General features: G+C 69.3%; 19 protein-coding genes. 13 read left to right on the forward strand and 6 right to left on the reverse strand.

The annotated features are described in order from the left end of the window. Positions 1 to 276: 276 nt before the first annotated feature. The 3 genes from V7050_RS09520 to V7050_RS09530 form a co-directional block, all read right to left on the reverse strand. Positions 277 to 609 carry a nuclear transport factor 2 family protein gene (locus V7050_RS09520; RefSeq protein ID WP_324365366.1) on the reverse strand — a complete coding sequence of 111 codons (333 nt, stop codon included), beginning with the start codon at positions 607 to 609 and terminating at the stop codon, positions 277 to 279. 166 nt (positions 610 to 775) lie between these two features. Next, positions 776 to 1255 (reverse strand): DUF2938 domain-containing protein, encoded by a 480-nt coding sequence (locus V7050_RS09525; RefSeq protein ID WP_324365365.1) that lies wholly within the window; start codon positions 1253 to 1255, stop codon positions 776 to 778. Between the two features lie 24 nt (positions 1256 to 1279). Continuing rightward, complete coding sequence (locus V7050_RS09530; RefSeq protein ID WP_324365364.1) at positions 1280 to 1570, reverse strand: hypothetical protein; 291 nt, start codon at positions 1568 to 1570, stop codon at positions 1280 to 1282. A gap of 134 nt (positions 1571 to 1704) precedes the next feature. Between V7050_RS09530 and aroA the strand changes: the two genes are divergently transcribed. The 12 genes from aroA to V7050_RS09590 all read left to right on the forward strand — a co-directional run bounded on the left by aroA (position 1705) and on the right by V7050_RS09590 (position 11994). After that, positions 1705 to 3045 carry a 3-phosphoshikimate 1-carboxyvinyltransferase gene (gene aroA, locus V7050_RS09535; RefSeq protein WP_324365363.1) on the forward strand — a complete coding sequence of 447 codons (1341 nt, stop codon included), beginning with the start codon at positions 1705 to 1707 and terminating at the stop codon, positions 3043 to 3045. Positions 3046 to 3219: 174 nt separating this feature from the next. Next, positions 3220 to 3447, forward strand: coding sequence for a GFA family protein (locus tag V7050_RS09540; RefSeq protein WP_324365362.1), 228 nt, complete (start codon positions 3220 to 3222; stop codon positions 3445 to 3447). A 49-nt stretch (positions 3448 to 3496) separates the two neighbouring features. Next, positions 3497 to 4129, forward strand: coding sequence for a (d)CMP kinase (gene cmk / locus V7050_RS09545; RefSeq protein ID WP_324365361.1), 633 nt, complete (start codon positions 3497 to 3499; stop codon positions 4127 to 4129). 99 nt (positions 4130 to 4228) lie between these two features. Beyond that, entirely contained in the window at positions 4229 to 5914 is a 1686-nt protein-coding gene (rpsA, locus tag V7050_RS09550) for a 30S ribosomal protein S1 (protein WP_324365360.1), read from the forward strand. A gap of 4 nt (positions 5915 to 5918) precedes the next feature. Continuing rightward, positions 5919 to 6833: a signal peptide peptidase SppA gene (gene sppA / locus V7050_RS09555; protein WP_324365359.1), complete on the forward strand. Its 915-nt coding sequence runs from the start codon at positions 5919 to 5921 to the stop codon at positions 6831 to 6833. Between the two features lie 83 nt (positions 6834 to 6916). Next, positions 6917 to 7198 (forward strand): integration host factor subunit beta, encoded by a 282-nt coding sequence (gene ihfB, locus V7050_RS09560; RefSeq protein ID WP_324365358.1) that lies wholly within the window; start codon positions 6917 to 6919, stop codon positions 7196 to 7198. A 26-nt stretch (positions 7199 to 7224) separates the two neighbouring features. Then, positions 7225 to 7566 (forward strand): LapA family protein, encoded by a 342-nt coding sequence (locus tag V7050_RS09565; protein WP_324365357.1) that lies wholly within the window; start codon positions 7225 to 7227, stop codon positions 7564 to 7566. Between the two features lie 14 nt (positions 7567 to 7580). Continuing rightward, entirely contained in the window at positions 7581 to 8231 is a 651-nt protein-coding gene (locus V7050_RS09570) for a phosphoribosylanthranilate isomerase (RefSeq protein WP_324365356.1), read from the forward strand. Positions 8232 to 8325: 94 nt separating this feature from the next. After that, complete coding sequence (gene trpB, locus V7050_RS09575; RefSeq protein ID WP_324365355.1) at positions 8326 to 9546, forward strand: tryptophan synthase subunit beta; 1221 nt, start codon at positions 8326 to 8328, stop codon at positions 9544 to 9546. A 316-nt stretch (positions 9547 to 9862) separates the two neighbouring features. Beyond that, positions 9863 to 10915 (forward strand): hypothetical protein, encoded by a 1053-nt coding sequence (locus tag V7050_RS09580; protein WP_324374051.1) that lies wholly within the window; start codon positions 9863 to 9865, stop codon positions 10913 to 10915. 91 nt (positions 10916 to 11006) lie between these two features. Next, positions 11007 to 11537: a helix-turn-helix transcriptional regulator gene (locus V7050_RS09585; protein WP_324365353.1), complete on the forward strand. Its 531-nt coding sequence runs from the start codon at positions 11007 to 11009 to the stop codon at positions 11535 to 11537. A 112-nt stretch (positions 11538 to 11649) separates the two neighbouring features. Next, positions 11650 to 11994: a hypothetical protein gene (locus V7050_RS09590; protein ID WP_324365352.1), complete on the forward strand. Its 345-nt coding sequence runs from the start codon at positions 11650 to 11652 to the stop codon at positions 11992 to 11994. A 101-nt stretch (positions 11995 to 12095) separates the two neighbouring features. Here V7050_RS09590 and pth read toward each other — a convergent pair whose 3' ends face one another. The 3 genes from pth to V7050_RS09605 all read right to left on the reverse strand — a co-directional run bounded on the left by pth (position 12096) and on the right by V7050_RS09605 (position 14997). Next, a complete protein-coding gene (gene pth, locus V7050_RS09595; RefSeq protein ID WP_324365351.1) occupies positions 12096 to 12785 on the reverse strand; it encodes an aminoacyl-tRNA hydrolase in 690 nt (229 codons plus the stop codon). Between the two features lie 79 nt (positions 12786 to 12864). Beyond that, positions 12865 to 13491 carry a 50S ribosomal protein L25/general stress protein Ctc gene (locus tag V7050_RS09600; protein ID WP_324365350.1) on the reverse strand — a complete coding sequence of 209 codons (627 nt, stop codon included), beginning with the start codon at positions 13489 to 13491 and terminating at the stop codon, positions 12865 to 12867. 132 nt (positions 13492 to 13623) lie between these two features. Next, positions 13624 to 14997, reverse strand: coding sequence for a hypothetical protein (locus V7050_RS09605; RefSeq protein ID WP_324365349.1), 1374 nt, complete (start codon positions 14995 to 14997; stop codon positions 13624 to 13626). A 467-nt stretch (positions 14998 to 15464) separates the two neighbouring features. Between V7050_RS09605 and V7050_RS09610 the strand changes: the two genes are divergently transcribed. Then, a complete protein-coding gene (locus V7050_RS09610) occupies positions 15465 to 16223 on the forward strand; it encodes a (Fe-S)-binding protein (RefSeq protein ID WP_324365348.1) in 759 nt (252 codons plus the stop codon). Positions 16224 to 16251 lie beyond the last annotated feature (28 nt).

Raw genomic sequence — 16251 nt, forward strand, 5'->3', positions numbered from 1 at the left:
AGCGCCTCGCCCTCGGCCGCGACGAGCGGCACCTGCGGGCCGAGCCGGCGCGCCACCAACCCCGCCTCTACGACGTTTCCCAGCCCGCGCCGTGACCCGCCGACCGCATCGCGCCGACGCGCCGGCCCCGTTCCGCGTTAACCGTTAGGGACTCATGAAAAGATGGCTTGCCGCATCCCAGCCGCCTTCCAGCCCGGTTCAAGCCACGACGAAGCCACGTTAACCCTTGATCCCGCTAGACTTTGAGGCCGAGCAGGCCGGCGGCGGCGCCGAGGACTATCTCGCCAGCGGAGTCGCCCCGGTCTCGACGCGGGCGATCTTGCCGTCCTTCAGCATGCAGGCCATCAGCACCGCCTCCCTTGTGCCGTCGGGATAGTCGTTGACCGAATGCACCACCAGGATGTCGCCGTTCTCGTAGAGGCAGCGCCGCGCGCCCATCACCATGCGCTCGTCGGCCACCATCCTGCGGATCATCTCGCCGAACTGCGCCTTGTCCATCTCCGTGCCGGTCTGGTGCCGCACGAAGACCGCGTCGTCGGCATAGAGCGCGAGATAGGCCTCCGCGTCCTTCATCGCGATCGCGGCATTCATCTTCTCGAAGAGCGCCATGGCCGTCTCCTCCCCTGTTGTGCCGCAAGTATCCGCCCCTCCGGCCCGCGGCGCAAGCATCCGGCGGCCCGCTCCGGCCGCGGCGCGCGCACCGGTTGAAATCGGGTTAACGGATCCGGGAAAATCAATCCGTTTCAATGGCATGGCCCTTCGTGCGCGCGCGCACCTATGCGATCACCAGCCCGGTCAGCCAGAGCCCCAGCCCGAAGACCGTATGCCCGGCGAGGTTCAGGATCCGCAGCTTCGCCGGGTTCGGGGCCTTCGAGGCCGCCCAGCCCAGCCCGAGCCCGGGCTGGAGCAGGAACCAGCCGAAGGCGAGGGTGGCGATCCCGAAGATCCAGGCCGGCAGCAGGCGCGGCGCCGCCAGCCAGCCGGGGCCGACGATCAGCGCGAAGGCGACCCCGTAGACCAGCCCGACCGCGTAATGCCCGGCCCAGCCGAGCGCGCGCTCGTGCCGCCAGGGCTCGGCCGCGCCGATATCCGCGTGGAACACCCTGCCTCGGGCGAGATGCCGGAACCAGCGCCCGACCGGCGCCCAGTTCGGCGGCGGCTGGCCGGTCGCCCGCGCCAGCCCCGCTTGCCAGAGATCGAAGAGAAGGGTGGCGCCGAGCCCCAGCAGCGCCCCCTGGAGCATCAGGCCGGCCATGGGGCGCGCGGCCGCCGCCCGTCCTCACACCTCCGCCACCACCGTGCCCTTCATCTCGCCGGTCAGGCGGAAGCCGTCCACCGCCTGCACCTTGCGCCGCACCTCGGCGATGAGATGCATCGCGTCGTCCCGGGTCTGCTCGTCGGGCCATTCCGAGATCGCGGCGGTGGTGCGGCTGCTGGTGCGGACAAGCGTGACCCTGGTCGCCCCCATCGCCTTCAGCGCCGGGAGCCGCTGCTCGCGCACGCTGCGCAGGTTGGTCTCCCAATCCGCGCCGTCCGAGAGTTCCCAGGTGGTGATCGTCAGATAGCCCATGTCGTTCCCCTTGAGACCGGTTGCCGCGGCCCAGCCTAGCACATCCGGGGCGCCGGGGGAGGCTCTTGCCGCCGCCAGTGGACCGCCCCGCGCCGATCGCCTAAGAGACCGCGACGGAACGAGGAGGCGAAGCGATGTCCCACGGCGGCGAACCCATGCCGATGGAATCCCGGGCGGCCGGGCCGCTCAGGGGCATGGCGGAGGTGCCCGGCGACAAGTCGGTCTCGCACCGCGCGCTGATCCTCGGGGCGCTCAGCATCGGCGAGACCCGCATCCTCGGCCTGCTCGAAGGCGAGGACGTGCTCGACACCGGCCGCGCCATGCGGGCCTTCGGCGCGGGCGTCGAGCGGCTGGCGGACGGCGAATGGCTGGTGCAGGGCGTCGGCGTCGGCGGCTTCCACGAGCCCGAGGACGTGATCGATTGCGGCAATTCCGGCACCGGCGTCCGCCTGATCATGGGCGCGATGGCCACGAGCGACCTCACGGCGGTCTTCACCGGCGACGCCAGCCTGCGCGGGCGCCCCATGGGGAGGGTGATCGACCCGCTCGCGCTCTTCGGGGCGCAGGCGCGCGGCCGGCGCGGCGGGCGGCTGCCGATCGCGCTCACCGGTGCCGCGAACCCGGTGCCGGTCACCTACACCACGCCGATGCCCTCGGCGCAGGTGAAATCCGCGGTGCTGCTCGCCGGGCTGAACGCGCCGGGCGAGACGGTGGTGATCGAGCGCGAGCCGACCCGCGACCACACCGAGCGCATGCTGGCGGGCTTCGGCGCGACGGTCGCGGTGGAGACCAGCACCGAGGGAAGGGTCATCACCCTGACCGGCCAGCCGGAGCTCCAGGGCCGCGCGATCTCGGTGCCGCGCGACCCCAGCTCCGCCGCCTTCCCGGTGGCGGCGGCGCTGATGGTCGAGGGCTCCGACATCACCGTTCCGGGCATCGGGCTGAACCCCACGCGCGCCGGGCTCTACGAGACGCTCGTCGAGATGGGCGCGCGCATCGATTTCGCCAACCGCCGCGAGGAGGGCGGCGAGCCCATGGCCGACCTGCGCGTGCGCTTCTCCGAACTCACCGGCATCGAGGTGCCGCCCGAGCGCGCGGTCTCGATGATCGACGAATACCCGATCCTCGCCGCCCTAGCCGCGCTCGCGGACGGGCCGACGGTGATGCGCGGCATCCGGGAGCTGCGGGTCAAGGAATGCGACCGCATCGACGCCATGGCGCGCGGGCTCGAGGCCTGCGGCATCCGGATCGAGGAGGGTACGGATTACCTCATCGTGCACGGCCGCGGACCCCGCGGCGTCGCCGGGGGCACGACCGTCTCCAGCCGGCTCGACCATCGCATCGCCATGTCCTTCCTCTGCCTCGGCCTCGCCGCGCAGGCGCCGATCCGGGTCGACGACAGCGCGCCGATCGCGACGAGCTTCCCGGGCTTCTTGGCGCTGATGCGCCGGCTCGGCGCGGACATCGCCGCGTGAGCACGGCCCGGTCCGGCGGCTGCCTCTGCGGCGCGGTGCGCTACCGCGTGACCGGACCGCTCCGCGGCGTGGTGGCCTGCCATTGCCGGCAGTGCCGGCGGAGCTCGGGCCACCATGTCGCGGCGACCGCGGCGCGGCGGGACGATGTGGCGATCGCCGGCGACGTGACTTGGTTTGCCTCGAGCCCGGAGGCCTGGCGCGGCTTTTCGCGCGCGCTGCGGCTCGAACCTCTTCTGGGAGCAGCCGGGCTCGGGATGGATTTCCATCTTCGCCGGAACCCTCGATCTGCCCACGGGACTGCGCCTCGAGGGGCACATCCACGTGGCGGGCAAGGGCGATCATTACGAGATCGCCGACGGGCTGCCGCAGGCCGAAGCGGGCGATCCGGAGATGACGGCGTGACGGCGGAACGGGCGCCCGATCGACGGCCGCAGCCATGGAGTGTGTCGCGATGAAGTTCACGGTGGCGATCGACGGGCCGGCGGCGGCCGGCAAGGGCACGATCGGGCGGGCGGTGGCCGCGGAACTGGGCCTCGCCTATCTCGATACCGGGCTGCTCTACCGGGCGGTGGGCGTGCAGGCGCTCGAGGACGGGCGCGGGGTGATCGACCCGCATTGGGCGGCCGAGATCGCCCGGCGCCTGGAGCCGGACGACCTGGAGCGGCCGGCCCTGCGCAGCGCCCGCGCCTCGGCGGCGGCCTCCAAGGTCGCGGCGCTGCCGGAGGTGCGCGCGGCATTGCTCGACTTCCAGAAGCGCTTCGCGCGCCGGGAGGGCGGGGCGGTGCTCGACGGGCGCGACATCGGCACGGTGATCGCGCCCAATGCCGAGGCCAAGCTCTTCGTCACCGCCAGCGACGAGGTCCGCGCCCGGCGGCGCGCCGCCGAGATGGACGGGCGCCAGAGCCTCGGGCAGGTGCTGGCGGAGATCCGCGCCCGCGACGCGCGGGACGCGGGCCGGGACGCGGCGCCGATGGCGGCGGCCGCCGATGCGCTCTTGCTCGATACCACGGATCTGTCTATAGACGCGGCCGTCGCTGCAGCGATCGCCCATGTGAAGAGCCGGCTACCGCAGGGTGGGGCGTGAGAGCCCCGCGCTGATCGTTGGTTTTTCGGGCCGCTGCGGCCCAGCCCATAGACCGGCGGAGCCAACCGCCCGGCCAGAAACACGAACCTGGAGAAATGCATGCCAGCTGCGGCAACCATGGAAGATTTCGAGGCCCTGCTCAACGAGAGCTTCGAGCTCGAAACCCCCGACGAGGGGTCGGTCGTCAAGGGCACCGTGCTCGCGATCGAGGCCGGACAGGCCATCATCGACGTCGGCTACAAGATGGAAGGCCGCGTCGATCTCAAGGAATTCGCCGCTCCCGGCAAGGCGCCCGAGATCAAGGTCGGCGACGTCGTGGAGGTCTATCTCGACAGGGTCGAGAACGCCCGCGGCGAGGCGGTCATCAGCCGCGAGAAGGCCCGCCGCGAAGAGGCCTGGGACCGGCTCGAAAAGGCCTTCGGCAAGGAGGAGCGCGTCGAGGGCGCGATCTTCGGCCGCGTCAAGGGCGGCTTCACCGTCGATCTCGGCGGCGCCGTGGCCTTCCTTCCGGGCAGCCAGGTCGACGTGCGCCCCGTGCGCGACGCCGGGCCGCTGATGCACATGCCCCAGCCCTTCCAGATCCTGAAGATGGACCGCCGCCGCGGCAATATCGTCGTCTCCCGCCGCGCGGTGCTGGAGGAGAGCCGCGCCGAGCAGCGCGCGGAGATCGTGGCGCGCCTGACCGAGGGCGAGGCGGTGGACGGTGTCGTCAAGAACATCACCGAATACGGCGCCTTCGTCGATCTGGGCGGTGTCGACGGCCTGCTTCACGTCACCGACATGGCCTGGCGGCGGGTAAACCATCCCTCCGAGATCGTCACCATCGGCGAGACGCTGAAGGTGCAGATCATCAAGATCAACAAGGAGACCCAGCGCATCTCGCTGGGCGTCAAGCAGCTTCAGGCCGATCCCTGGGACACGGTCGAGGACAAGTTCCCGATCGGCTCCAAGCACACCGGCCGCGTCACCAACATCACCGACTACGGCGCCTTCGTGGAGCTGGAGCCCGGCATCGAGGGGCTGGTGCATGTCTCGGAGATGTCCTGGACCAAGAAGAACGTGCATCCCGGCAAGATCGTCTCCACCTCCCAGGAGGTCGATGTGGTGGTGCTCGAGATCGACAGCCAGAAGCGCCGCGTGTCGCTCGGCCTGAAGCAGGCCCAGGGCAACCCGTGGGAGACCTTCGCCGCGACCCATCCGAACGGTACCCAGGTCGAGGGCGAGATCAAGAACATCACCGAGTTCGGGCTCTTCGTCGGCCTCGAGGGCGACATCGACGGCATGGTGCACCTGAGCGACCTGGACTGGAACCGCTCCGGCGAGGACGCGATCCAGGACTACCGCAAGGGCGACGTGGTCAAGGCGGTCGTCACCGACGTCGACGTGGAGAAGGAGCGGATCTCGCTGTCGATCAAGGCGGTCGAGGGCGATCCCTTCGCCGATGCGGTCGCGGGCGTGAAGCGCGGCGACATCGTCACGGTCACCGTCACCTCGATCGAGGACGGCGGCATCGAGGTCGAATACGACGGCATGAAGAGCTTCATCCGCCGCTCCGACCTCAGCCGGGACCGCGCCGAGCAGCGCCCCGAGCGCTTCACCCGGGGCGACCATGTGGACGCGCGGGTCACCAATATCGACAGCAAGACGCGCAAGCTCGGCCTGTCGATCAAGGCCCGCGAGATCGCCGAGGAGAAGGAGGCCGTGGAACAATACGGCTCGTCGGACTCCGGCGCCTCGCTCGGCGACATCCTCGGCGCCGCGCTGAAGAAGCGCGAAAACGACTGAGGTCATGGACGTCCTCGAACGGGACTTCTACGAGGAACGGCGCCGCAAATGGCGCCGTTCGGCCTTCTGGCGCGGCTTTCTCGTCGCGGCGGTGCTGGCGCTGGTCATCGGCGGCCTGACCTTCTCCGATTCCCTCGACGTGCCGCGCGAGCATGTGGCGCGGTTCGAGGTCTCCGGGATGATCGGCGACGATCCCGACCGCGACGAGCTCCTGGCCGAGATCGCCGAGACCGACAGCGTGCGCGCGCTCCTGCTGCGGATCAACTCGCCGGGCGGCAGCACGGCCGGGTCGGAGGCGCTCTTCGAATCGATCCGCGTGATCGCCGAGAAGAAGCCGGTGGTCGCGGTCCTGGGGGAGGTGGCCGCCTCGGGCGGCTACATCGCCGCGATCGCCGCCGACCATATCGTGAGCCGCGGCAATACCCTGACCGGCTCCATCGGCGTGATCATGGAATATCCCGACCTCACGGGGGTCATGGAGTATCTGAACATCGGCCTCGAGACCGTCCGCTCCTCCGAGCTCAAGGCCGAGCCCTCGCCGTTCCGGCCGACGAATCCGGCGGCGCGCGCGCTCGAGGAGGCGCTGGTGGCCGACGGCTTCGTCTGGTTCCGCGATCTGGTCGGCACGCGGCGGGGGCTTTCGGGGAATGCCCTCGCCAATGTCGCGACCGGCGCCGTCTTTACCGGGCGCGCCGCGCTCGAGAACGGTCTGGTCGACGAGATCGGCGGCGAGGCGGCCGCGCTCGACTGGCTCGAATCGCGCGATGGTGGCGTCGCCGATCTCCCTGTGCGCGATTGGACGGTGGAGCACGACGAGCCGAGTGTGACACGGTTCCTGGGCAAGATTGCGGCAACCGGCGGGATTCTCGGGGAAATATCCCGCGGACAGGGTCCCAAGCTCTATTCCCTCACGCGGTAATTGGTGCAAGAATGTCACCGGGGCGGGAGACCGGCGGCGGGTTCCCTTCCGTGGATGCCAGAACGCAGGCTTCGGGGGCGGCGATGATCAAATCGGAACTTGTGCAAAAGATCGCGGAGGAGAACCCCCATCTCTTCCAGCGCGACGTGGAACGGATCGTCGCGACGGTCTTCGACGAGATCATCGAGGCCATGGCCAACGGGAACCGGGTGGAGCTGCGCGGCTTCGGGGCCTTCTCGGTCAAGCAGCGCGAGGCGCGGCTGGGGCGCAACCCGCGCACCGGCGAAACCGTCGAGGTCGAGGAGAAGCACGTTCCCTTCTTCAAGACCGGCAAGCTGTTGCGCGACCGGCTGAATCAGGGCTAGAGTTCAGCGGTCCACGGGGGGCGTTCATGCGCGTCATCAAGTCTATTCTGCTCGGTCTGATCCTGCTCGGGATCGTGGTGCTCGCGCTGGCGAATCGCGACCCGGTGACGGTGCGCCTCCTGCCCGAGGGCCTCGACCGGCTGAGCCCGGGCGCGATGCTGGAGCTGCCGCTCTTCGTCGTCGGCCTCCTGTCGATCGTGACCGGAATGGTGCTGGGCTACCTGCTGGAATATCTCCGCGAGCACAAGCATCGTCGTCGCGCAGCGGTCAAGGCGCGCGAGGCCGCGAAGCTCAACCGCGAGGTGGAGGGGCTGCGCCGCGAGACCAACCGGCCGAAGGACGACGTTCTGGCGCTCCTGGGCAACTGAGCGGCCGGGCGGCCATGAGGGTCAAGATCTGCGGCCTGCGCTCGCGAGCCGAAGTGGCGGCGGCGGCGCGATCCGGCGCCGATTACGTCGGGCTGGTGTTCTTCCCGAAATCGCCGCGCTGCCTTTCGCTCGCGGATGCGAAATGGATCGCCGAAGGGACGCCCGACGGCCTGCTCCGGGTCGCCCTGACCGTCGATGCCGAGGACGCGCTGCTCGAGGCGCTGCTCGAGGAGGTCGCCATCGACATGCTGCAGCTCCATGGCACTGAGAGCCCCGAGCGCGTCGCCGAGATCCGGCAGCGCTTCGGCCTGCCGGTCATGAAGGCGGTGGCGCTCGCCGACCAAGGCGATCTCGACGCGGTCCGGGAATACGCGCGGATCGCCGACCAGATCCTCGTCGATGCCCGGCCGATGCCGGGCGCGGAGCGGCCCGGCGGCAACGGGGTCGCCTTCGACTGGCATCTGCTCCAGGGTATGACCTGGCAGGTGCCCTGGATGCTGGCGGGCGGCCTGACGCCCGAGAACGTCGCCGAGGCGGTGCGCCTGACCGGGGCAGGGCAGGTCGATGTCTCCTCCGGCGTGGAATATGCGCCGGGCTACAAGGACCGCGACCGGATCGCCGCCTTCGTACGCGCCGCCAAGGCGGCGGTGCCGGCGCCCGCCTGACCGCCCGCCAGCCGCGGCGCGCCGCGAGAAGTGTGATCGACAGGCCCGCGCCCGCGGCTTAAGGATGCCCGGGAAATCCCACGGGAGCTCCCCCATGAACCACGAGACCCGCAACAGCTTTCGCACCGGCCCCGACGAGCGCGGCCGGTTCGGCGATTTCGGCGGCCGCTTCGTCTCCGAGACGCTGATGCCGCTGATCCTCGATCTGGAGGCGGAATACGAGGCGGCCAGGACGGACGCGGATTTCTGGGCAGAGATGGACGATCTCTGGACCCATTACGTCGGCCGGCCCTCGCCGCTCTATTTCGCCGAACGCCTCACCGAGCGGCTCGGCGGCGCGAAGGTCTATTTCAAGCGCGACGAGCTCAACCATACCGGCGCGCACAAGATCAACAACGTGCTCGGGCAGATCCTGCTCGCCCGCCGCATGGGCAAGACCCGCATCATCGCCGAGACCGGCGCCGGCCAGCACGGGGTGGCGACCGCCACCGTCTGCGCCCGCTTCGGGCTGAAATGCGTGGTCTTCATGGGCGCGACCGACGTGGAGCGCCAGAAGCCCAACGTCTTCCGCATGAAGCTGCTCGGGGCCGAGGTGGTGCCGGTGACCGCGGGCCGCGCCACGCTCAAGGACGCGATGAACGAGGCGCTGCGCGACTGGGTGACCAATGTGCGCGACACCTTCTACTGCATCGGCACCGTGGCGGGGCCGCATCCCTATCCGGCGATGGTGCGCGATTTCCAGTCGATCATCGGCAAGGAGACCCGCGCGCAGATGCTCGACCGCGAGGGCCGGCTGCCCGACACCCTCGTCGCCTGCATCGGCGGCGGCTCGAACGCGATGGGGCTCTTCCACCCCTTCCTCGACGACCCGGAAGTGCGGATCATCGGCGTCGAGGCCGGCGGCCACGGCGTCGACGAGCGCATGGAGCACGCCGCCTCGCTGACCGGCGGCCGGCCCGGGGTCCTGCACGGGAATCGCACCTATCTGCTTCAGGACGCCGACGGCCAGATCCTCGAGGGCCATTCGATCTCGGCCGGCCTCGACTATCCCGGCATCGGCCCGGAGCACGCCTGGCTGCACGATGTCGGCCGGGTGGAATACGTCAGCGTCACCGATGCCGAGGCGCTGGAGGCGTTCCAGCTCGCCTGCGTCACCGAGGGCATCATCCCCGCACTCGAACCGGCGCATGCGCTGGCGCATGTGGCCAGGATCGCGCCGGATCTGCCCCCGGACCACCTGCTGGTCATGAACATGTGCGGCCGCGGCGACAAGGACATCTTCACCGTGGCCGAAGCGCTCGGCACCGGGCTCTGATCGGGCCTATGCCTTTGGTTTAGGGGGCTATGCGCGGCGCAGAATGCGCGGAAACTGAACCTCCGGCCAATCGCCAAGGCGAGGGCGGGCGTGTCTAGTCGGTCCTGCGAGCGTGTGGTGCCGATCCTTGCGGATGGCGCGCGTGGGCGCCGGGGCGGGCCGGTCCGTTTCCGACGAGTAAGGGGTATATCGATTGAGGGGTATGCGGCCGACCCGGGCCGAAAGCCAGGGTCGGCCGCGGTTTACGAGTTGCGGTGGCCTCGCCCGGACTATTCCGGGCGGGGCCGTCCGCGTGCTAGGGTGATCGGAACGAACCATGCCGCGCCGGATTCTCTTTGGGAGCCTCCTTGCCCTCGCCACCGCGCTCGCCACGGCCCCGGAGGCCGTCGCCGAACCGCTGCAGGAAATCGCGACCGAGCTCCAGGCCGAGGGATACCGGATCGTCGAGGTGCGGCGGACCTGGCTCGGCCGCATCAGGATCGAGGCCGAGAACGGCGACCTGCGGCGCGAGATCGTCTTCGACCGTGTCACCGGCGAGATTCGCCGCGATCTGGTGCAGGATGCGACGACACCGGATGCGACCGGGCTGAAGGGACTCGGGCGCCTGCTGCGGCGCGATCCAGCGGTGGCGCCGGCGAAGAGAAACCCCGCCCCCGGCCCGAAAACGGCGGGCAAGACCAGGAGCGGAGCGGAAGAGAGCGAGGATGCCGTCGGGCATGAAGTCGGAGGCGGCAATGGCAGGCAAAATGCGGCGAGCGACTCCGGCCGGCAGGGCCAGGGCGCCAGCCGCAACGGGCGTGACGCCGGTCGCGGCAGCGGCGGCACGGCCTCGGCATCCGGCGAAAGCGGCGGCGCCGCACCGGGCGGCGGATCCGGCGGCGGGAGCGACGGCGGCCAGGGCAACGATCGCGGAGGCACCGACAACGCCGCCGACGACAGGGGAGGCGGCGACACCGGCGCCGGTTCCGGCGGCAGCGCCGGGAACGACGACAGCGGCGGGAACGACAGCGGCGGCGGCAACGACGGCGGGGGCAGCTCCGACGGCGGCGGCGGAAACGGCGGCGACGGTTCCGATGGCGGCGGGAGCGATGGTGGCGGCTCCGATGGCGGCGGCGGCGGGAGCGACGGTGGCGGCTCCGATGGCGGCGGCGGGAACGACGACGGTGGCAGCTCCGATGGCGGTGGCGGGAACGCCGGCGGCGGCTCTGACAGTGGCGGCGATTCTGACAGCGGCAGCGGGAACGACGGCGGCGACTCGGACGGCGGCGGCGACTCGGGCGGCGGCGGGAACGACGGCGGCAACTCGGACGGCGGCGACTCGGGCGGCGGCGGCAGCGATGACGACGGCGCTTCCAGGACGGACGGGTGATGGCGTCGCGACCTTCCCGCGCCGCTGCGTGAGACCGGCTCCGGGCGCTTCCGCCGGCGGCGCGGCCGCGGTCGCGGGGCATCTCTGACCGATGCGCGGGCGCCCGCCGGCCACGATCGCGCTCGTGCTGGTGGTGGCGATCCAGATCCTCTGCACGCTCTTCTTCGTCTGGGACATCGCCGCCGGCATCATCGGCTTCCAGCGCGCGCCCCTGAGCTGGCAGACCCGCGAGCTGCTCGAGATCGGCGCCAGCCTGGGGCTGGTCCTCGGCGTCGGGCTCGGCACGGCGCTCCTGATCCGCACGATCCTGCGCAACCGCGACATCGAGACCCGGCTGCGCGCGGTCTCCGGCGCCTTCGCCGACCTGCTCGACGAGCGGTTCGTGCAATGGGGCCTGACGCGCTCCGAGCGCGACGTGGCCTGGTTCACCATCAAGGGGATGAGCATCGCCGAGATCGCGCGGCTCCGCCAGACCAGCGAGGGCACGGTCAAGGCGCATTCCAACGCGATCTACCGCAAGGCCGGCGTCTCGGGCCGCACGCAGCTCCTGAGCCTCTTCATCGAGGACCTGCTCGACGACGGCGCTCCGGAGCCAACGAGGGGCCGGAGCAACTCGATGTGAGCCCGCACCACGCCCGGCTTGCCGCCCGGGCTGCGGCGGCGTAGGGAAGGCGCGGAGGCGGCCGATCCGCCGGGCGGGGGCGGGGCTCCCGGAGACGAAGGTACGTTACGGTATGGACAAGCTTCAGGTCGGGGATCTGGTGACCCTAACCTCGGGTTCGATGCGCATGGCGGTCGAGGCCGTGGACAACGATCAGGTGGCCTGCGTCTGGTGCCACGAGGGCGAGATCGGTCGGGACAGCTTCGACACGCGCCTGCTCCGGAAATGGGAGCATCGCGAGGAGGACCACCGGCCGATGCGCGCCGAGGGCGGCGCCAAGCCCTATCGCGGCGATCGCGAGGGCGGCGGCAAGCCCTACCAGCGGGGCCGGGCCGAGGACCGCGACGAGAAACCGCGTGCCAAGACCGGCTGGGACGGCAAGCCGCGCGAGAAGAAGTTCTTCCGCAAGGACGGCTGAAGCGTCCGCTGCCAACGACATCCGGGAAGACCGACCGGACCGGGGCGTGCCCCGATCCGGCGCGCAGGCGGCCGGCGATCAGGGCGCGGCACCGCGCGTCGTCACCGGAACCGATCCGCGAGCTTCTGGAGCAGGCTCCTCGGGTCGTCGGCCTCCGGCGCCGCCTCTGGCGCCGGCGCCGGCTCCTGCTTCGGCGTCCCGGCACGCGGCTCCGGCTTCTCGGGCTTCGGCAGATGCCGCGTCGCCGTCTCGATGAAGCGCGCCGGCTCGCCGGCCAGGAGCTCGGGCGCCGCCTCGGCGATCCCCGCCAGCAGCGGCTCGAGCCATTCCGCCTCCGCCTTGGCGAAATCGCCGAGCACGTGGTTCGTGACCAACCGCTTGTCGCCGGGATGGCCGATCCCGAGGCGCACGCGGGTGAAATCCGGGCCGATATGGGCGTCGAGCGAGCGCAGCCCGTTGTGGCCGGCATGGCCGCCGCCGGTCTTCACCCGGATCTTGCCGGGCGCGAGGTCGAGCTCGTCGTGGAAGACGATGATATCGGCCGGCTCGATCCGGTAGAACCGCGCCGCCGCCTGCACGCTGTCCCCCGAGAGGTTCATGAAGGTCCCGGGCTTCAGCAGGAGGACCTTCTCCGGACCCAGCCGCCCCTCGCTCACCTGCCCCTGGAACTTGCTCCGCCAGGGGGTGAAGCCCGGTGCGGCCGCGATGGCATCCACCGCCATGAAGCCGATATTGTGCCGGTGCCGGGCGTATTTCGCCCCCGGATTGCCGAGCCCCACGAGGAGTTTCATCGCATTGCTCCCGCAAAAAGGACACGCCGCGGAAGCGATCCCGCGGCGTGTCCCGATCCGATGTCGTCCGCGGCGCGGATCAGTCCGCTTCGCCCTCTTCCGCGCCTTCGGCCCCGGCTTCGTCCTCCTCGGAACGCAGCCCGGACGGCGCCTGGATATTGGCGATGACGAAGTCGCGGTCGGTGATGGTCGGGCGCACGCCCGCCGGCAGCTCGACGTTCGAGATATGCAGCGTGTCGTTGATGTTGGTGCCCGCCAGATCGAGCACGATCTTCTCGGGGATCTCGCCCGCGGTCACCACCAGCTCGACCTCGTTGCGCACCACCGTCAGCACGCCGCCGCGCTTGAGGCCGGGCGAGAGCTCGCGGTTGATGAACTCGACCGGGATATAGAGGCTGATGCGCGACTTCTCGGTCAGGCGCAGGAAATCCACATGGGTGGGCTTGTCCTTGACCACGTCGCGCTGCACGCCGCGGCAGATGACGTTGTTGTCCGTGCCGTCGACCCTGACATTGAGCAGCGTCGAGAGGAACCGGCCGGCCTTCAGCTGCTTGATGAGGGTATTATAGGCGATGTTGATCGTCTGCGGCGCTTCGCCGCCGCCGTAGATCACGCCGGGGACGTATCCTTCGCGACGGGCAGTGCGGGCGGCCCCCTTGCCGACCCCTGCGCGCGCCGCGGCTTCGAGAACGGGTGTCTCTGCCATCTGGCTCACTCCTGGTTGCATTGGCGGTCCTCCTCCAAGGGTGTAGGACCGCAGGCGCGCCGCATAGCGCATCCCGGGCGCGACGTGAAGCACGAATCACCGGGAGGCAAGGGTTTGCCGGAGTTGCACCTCCTATGTGGAAGTGGTTCCGATATTGTCGATCATTGAGTTGAAGACTGTAACCAATCGATCGAGCAGCGAGAAGAACACGTCAATGCCAAAACCGACGAGAAACGCAACAGTGAGCGCGGTCAGCGACACCTGATTGTGCGCCGTGAGCGATACATCGGTCAATTCCGATGGCGAAACCTCCGAGATCGCCAGGCCGTTGATGACAGAGGGGCCCCAGAACCAGGCGATCGCCACGCCGGCGAATCCGCCGAGGAATACCCGCATCGCCGCCTGGACCGGCTTGGGGTCGGGACGCAACGGATTGAGGCAGACCCGAAGGTGATAGATTACCGCGCCGAGCATGCCGTAGAGTGACGGAAGGATCCAGTTCGAGAGCGTGTCGACCCAATCCCGCATGTCTTGAGGATCGGTAATTCGGTTCTGGCTGTTACGACTCTCGATGTCCTGAAGCCCCACGAGGCAGCGCACCTGCTGAATCAGTTCGACATCGGTGGCGACGAGTTCGCCGAAGTGAAAGGTCCCTCTCGGGTCGGGAACCTCTGCGGTATTCACTATGTTTGCCGTGGGACCGGACGCAGAGATCCCAAGGCAGTGGCCGTAGGCTTCCAGCCATTTCGGCAGGGAGGGCATTGCTTCGACTGGAAGTACCGGGGCCTCTTCTTTGGAGGCGACAAGCTGTGCCGCGGTTTCGCCATTGTCCTGCTGGATCGGCGGCGCTTGTCGCGTTCCCTCAGGTGGCGGCGGAGAGACGATTCGTTTGATGGGGTCGATGACTCGGTTGAACGGGTTGAAAGACTCCAACGTCTGATTGTAGCGCCTGGTATCGACGACGATGTCGAGCGCGATGCGCTGGGCGTCTTCCATCTTTTGGCGAAACGCGGCGCGGGTCAGGCTGCCGGCGTCGTCTAGGTCAGGGGGGCTGCCTGTGGCCTTGAACTGGTCGACCAGCGGTAGAAGTTCTTCCACGATGGCACGCTGGCTTTCGGCCTTGCCCGCGGCCAACTCCATTAGGACGTCCGACGCACGTTTCTGCCAGATAGTGAAGTAGCCGCATGTCAGCGTCAATAGAGCGGCCAGCACCATCAGTGTGATCCGCAGCCAGTTCCTCCCGCCCTGTCCGTCCTTGGCCGCCCGGCGAAAGGGATCGAAACCGTTCTTGAGGTCGACCAGCGTTACCGGCCGGATCGCCACCACCGCTGAATTCATCTCGCGCTGCAGGTCGATTACTTCTTCGCTTGACCAATCGAGTTGAGGGGCGGCATCGGCACGATGCAAGGCTTCGAACAGGCCGCTTTCACGGAGCACTCCTGCACGCTGCCCGAAAGAGGCAACCAAGCGCGCATCGTCGAGCAAGTCACCGAGCAATCGGCTCATGAGAACCTCCCGGTTTCGGTGGGGCTAGCCCAACACGCCGCTGACTACATAGCCATCGCTCCCGACGCAGGAGCAAGGTTTGTTGGGCGTGTTCGGCTTTTGAGCCCAGCACCAGAACGTGGGCGTGAAGCAGATTGTACCGGGCACATGCGGCGGCACCTGTGCAGACGCGACACTAGCGACAAGCAGTGCGGCAGCAACGATGGCTTGAATCGAAACAACCACTATCGAAATTCTTCGCATGACAGGATCCCACCCCCGGCAAGTCAAAGAGACGAGTTCAATCGACGCTATAGATTCGCCGAGTATGGTATCATACTCCATCAGTGAAGTCGCATTACGATTTTGTGCCGGCTCGGATCAGGCACCTCGATTCAGACATCCGCGCCGCGTCGCGCGAGTGACTTGTCTCCGCGGAAACGATCCCGTACCTCATGGTTTCGGTCGAACGACTGGGGGAGCATGTGATGTCGGGTCCGCGCGTCGCTCTCTTCGTCACCTGCCTCGTGGACATGTTCCGCCCCTCGGTCGGCTTCGCGACGGTCAAGCTGCTCGAGGACGCGGGCTGCCGGGTCGAGGTGCCGCCGGTCCAGACCTGCTGCGGCCAGCCGGCCTGGAACGCGGGCGACCGGGAGAATGCGAAGGCCATCGCGAGGCAGGTCATCGCCGCCTTCGAGGGCTACGTGCATGTGGTGGTGCCCTCGGGCTCCTGCGCGGCGACGATCGCCCGGGATTTCGAGCGCATGTTCGCGGCCGACGACCCCTGGGCCGGGCGGGCGCGGGCGCTCGGCGCCAGGACGCATGAGATCACCGCCTTCCTGACCGACGTTCTCGGCGTCACGGAGGTCGGGCAGGAGGCCCCGGTCAGCGTCACCTACCACGACAGCTGCTCGGGGCTGCGCAGCCTCGGCATCCGGGAACAGCCGCGGCGGCTGCTCGCCAGCGTCGCGGGGCTGGAGCTGCGCGAGATGGCGGAGAACGACGTCTGCTGCGGCTTCGGCGGCACGTTCTGCGTGAAGTATCCCGAGATCTCCAACGTCATGGCCGGCGACAAGACGCGGCATGTCGCCGCCACCGGCGCGGATCTGGTGCTGGCGGGCGATCTGGGCTGCCTGATGAACTTGGCCGGCAAGGCGAGCCGCGAGGGGCGGGCGTTCCGGGCGCGCCACGTGGTCGAGGTGCTCGCGGGCGATCTCGCGACCCCGCCGATCGGAGAAGCCGGGTGAGCCTGCACGAGGCCACCACGCCGGCCTT

It is taken from the genome of Amaricoccus sp. (genome assembly GCF_036846665.1).
In the GTDB taxonomy this organism is placed as follows: domain Bacteria; phylum Pseudomonadota; class Alphaproteobacteria; order Rhodobacterales; family Rhodobacteraceae; genus Amaricoccus.

Coding starts and splice junctions, on each gene's coding strand:
- V7050_RS09520 (WP_324365366.1), bottom strand. CDS start 609: ATGGCGCTCTTCGAGAAGATGAATGCCGCGATCGCGATGAAGGACGCG.
- V7050_RS09525 (WP_324365365.1), bottom strand. CDS start 1,255: ATGGCCGGCCTGATGCTCCAGGGGGCGCTGCTGGGGCTCGGCGCCACC.
- V7050_RS09530 (WP_324365364.1), bottom strand. CDS start 1,570: ATGGGCTATCTGACGATCACCACCTGGGAACTCTCGGACGGCGCGGAT.
- aroA (WP_324365363.1), top strand. CDS start 1,705: ATGTCCCACGGCGGCGAACCCATGCCGATGGAATCCCGGGCGGCCGGG.
- cmk (WP_324365361.1), top strand. CDS start 3,497: ATGAAGTTCACGGTGGCGATCGACGGGCCGGCGGCGGCCGGCAAGGGC.
- rpsA (WP_324365360.1), top strand. CDS start 4,229: ATGCCAGCTGCGGCAACCATGGAAGATTTCGAGGCCCTGCTCAACGAG.
- sppA (WP_324365359.1), top strand. CDS start 5,919: ATGGACGTCCTCGAACGGGACTTCTACGAGGAACGGCGCCGCAAATGG.
- ihfB (WP_324365358.1), top strand. CDS start 6,917: ATGATCAAATCGGAACTTGTGCAAAAGATCGCGGAGGAGAACCCCCAT.
- V7050_RS09565 (WP_324365357.1), top strand. CDS start 7,225: ATGCGCGTCATCAAGTCTATTCTGCTCGGTCTGATCCTGCTCGGGATC.
- V7050_RS09570 (WP_324365356.1), top strand. CDS start 7,581: ATGAGGGTCAAGATCTGCGGCCTGCGCTCGCGAGCCGAAGTGGCGGCG.
- trpB (WP_324365355.1), top strand. CDS start 8,326: ATGAACCACGAGACCCGCAACAGCTTTCGCACCGGCCCCGACGAGCGC.
- V7050_RS09580 (WP_324374051.1), top strand. CDS start 9,863: ATGCCGCGCCGGATTCTCTTTGGGAGCCTCCTTGCCCTCGCCACCGCG.
- V7050_RS09585 (WP_324365353.1), top strand. CDS start 11,007: ATGCGCGGGCGCCCGCCGGCCACGATCGCGCTCGTGCTGGTGGTGGCG.
- V7050_RS09590 (WP_324365352.1), top strand. CDS start 11,650: ATGGACAAGCTTCAGGTCGGGGATCTGGTGACCCTAACCTCGGGTTCG.
- pth (WP_324365351.1), bottom strand. CDS start 12,785: ATGAAACTCCTCGTGGGGCTCGGCAATCCGGGGGCGAAATACGCCCGG.
- V7050_RS09600 (WP_324365350.1), bottom strand. CDS start 13,491: ATGGCAGAGACACCCGTTCTCGAAGCCGCGGCGCGCGCAGGGGTCGGC.
- V7050_RS09605 (WP_324365349.1), bottom strand. CDS start 14,997: ATGAGCCGATTGCTCGGTGACTTGCTCGACGATGCGCGCTTGGTTGCC.
- V7050_RS09610 (WP_324365348.1), top strand. CDS start 15,465: ATGTCGGGTCCGCGCGTCGCTCTCTTCGTCACCTGCCTCGTGGACATG.